Origin of the sequence: Alteromonas sp. BZK5 (genome assembly GCF_014349115.1) — a bacterium.
Lineage (GTDB): Bacteria > Pseudomonadota > Gammaproteobacteria > Enterobacterales > Alteromonadaceae > Alteromonas > Alteromonas macleodii.
In genome coordinates this window covers 1-2,052 of the sequence record NZ_JACSOE010000219.1, presented here as the reverse complement: position 1 = coordinate 2,052, position 2,052 = coordinate 1, and the positions used below count along the sequence as shown (strand labels likewise).

Here is a 2,052-nt window from a genome sequence, read left to right as displayed (position 1 = left end):
ATGGTGACCCAAACAATCAATTTTATAGCAATCTTATTCAAGCTGTTAATGCTGAAAAAAATAACGCCATGACAGCGTCACTATCGGAGTAGTCGCGGTGAGAAAAGCATTGGTCATTATTCTTTTAATATTTCTTTGCCCACCTGCATTCAGTGAGCAGATGGGCACTCCGATAAGAGTTGATGATTTTCGCTTAACACATCCTTTTAAAGCAGGTCTTGTAAAGGGAGCGTCCTTAGGCCTTTATAAATTTGAAAGACATGAGATGGTCATACGCACGCCTTATGATGCGCAGTTACCGATAGGGTTTGAAGCCCATGTCCGTAATCACGGGCGCTTTGCGTATTACACAGGCGCAGCGCTTGGCGCTACCTGGACAATTTTGGTGTTCTCTTTCTTTGCATATGGCATATATTTGCGTTGGAGCTATCGCCGTAAAAAATCACAATTCTTGATTGGGATATCTCAATGAGACTGTTGTTTGCCCTTCTTCTTATCATGACACATGTATCTCATGCTTATGTGATGGAGGTACCTTCTTATAGCCAGTTTGAAAGAATGGGGCTAGAGCACCAGTTGGATCCAAAGGACGTGTACTCTCTAGCACTCGCAGAGTCAGGGCACTGGGTTGACTCTAACTTTGTGCCTCACCCTTTTGCTATTAGTCTTGGTTACGATAACGCTATTGGTCAATTAAAGCATGAAGGGTTTTATCCAGAATCTAAGATTGAGGCTACAGCCATTCTTGAGCAACTTCTAAATGCCGGTTATACAAATATCGGTATTGGGATGATGCAGGTCAATATAATGGCCAACCCCAACATTGTTGATGATTATACAAGCTTATTAGACCCACATATAAATTTGCAGGCAGCATCAAAAGTACTCAAATGGTGTAGAAGATACGACTCAGTAACTGATGTATTTGCTTGCTATTCGCATGGTGATGCAAATTCAGAGAAAGGCCAAAAATATGCAGCTCGTGTGCTTTCTTATAGCCAAAAGTATGCAAAACAGTGGGAATTAACAAATGCTATACCGCTGAATGGCATTTACTCGTTTGAACAGTTCGTAAGGTTATCGAAAACCAGAAATACTGCTACTAAATCAAATTACACCAGGCCCCAAACCATCTCGATTGTTACACAATAAATAGGTACGACTATGATTAAATCGGTTTTCGTTTTCTTCGCTCTATGCTTGTCATTACAAGGATGTTCAATGATGAAGGATGCAAATGTAAAAGATATACCGCAACGCCCCATTGTTGAAGAACAGGATACGCCATTTGTATTTAAAGAAGCCTATCAGCAACAAGGGCTTTACTCCACCCAAACCCGCGTTGTTAATGATAACGATTTCGTAGATATCGAACCTTCAATGCAGTATGTATGGTGGACGCCAACCGCTGCGATGGATATTTACAAACCCACCAGCAATTCTAAAAATGAAGCAGATAATAGTGCGAACACGACACCTATTTTGAGCAACGACATCAAGCAGGCGTGCGCAACCATCATTTGTTCTGATTCCTCAGAAGTGTGTGGTTCGATAGCTATTTGTGACGGTAAAATTTGTGATGAGTCTAAAGAGAATGAATACTCTTGTATGCTAGATAGTTGTGAAACTGTCAAAGCATTACACAAAATTGAAGTTGCGAAAGGCGAGACTCAATGTGCACATTACCCGGAGCGAGATATTTGTCCTCAAATGACAGCCTGTAAGTCGTCATCAAGTAAAGTTTTATCAAAAGTAACGATGAAACAAGCAACGCGATTATTATGGGAGGAAGCTATTCATGAGTAAACAAATACCACGTTACTGCGACGAGATGTTACAAGTAGGTCCAATCGAGGCAGACGAATTAGGAGTCATTCTAGCTGCACTTGCAATTGGTATACTGGTGGATCAAATGCTTTGGGCTATTTTAATTGCTTTTGTCGTACCGAAAGCCCTTGGCCACTTCAAAGGTAATAATCCACGAGGGTTCTTAATTCACTTTCTATACTGGTATGGAGTAACGGATTTTAAAGGGCTCTTTTCAGAGTCTTC

General features: G+C 41.0%; 4 protein-coding genes. All 4 read left to right on the top strand.

The window, feature by feature from the left end; genetic code table 11:
* Nucleotides 1-97 precede the first annotated feature (97 nt).
* Complete coding sequence (locus BIZ39_RS21445; protein WP_187448058.1) at nt 98-472, top strand: hypothetical protein; 375 nt, start codon at nt 98-100, stop codon at nt 470-472.
* Nucleotides 469-1,152: a transglycosylase SLT domain-containing protein gene (locus tag BIZ39_RS21440; protein WP_187448057.1), complete on the top strand. Its 684-nt coding sequence runs from the start codon at nt 469-471 to the stop codon at nt 1,150-1,152. Before BIZ39_RS21445 ends, BIZ39_RS21440 begins: the two co-directional genes overlap by 4 nt.
* A 69-nt stretch (nt 1,153-1,221) precedes the next feature.
* Entirely contained in the window at nt 1,222-1,806 is a 585-nt protein-coding gene (locus tag BIZ39_RS21435) for a hypothetical protein (RefSeq protein ID WP_187448056.1), read from the top strand.
* On the top strand, nt 1,799-2,052 hold a 254-nt coding region (traL, locus tag BIZ39_RS21430), incomplete at its 3' end, for a type IV conjugative transfer system protein TraL (RefSeq protein ID WP_187448055.1). The genes BIZ39_RS21435 and traL, both read left to right, overlap by 8 nt.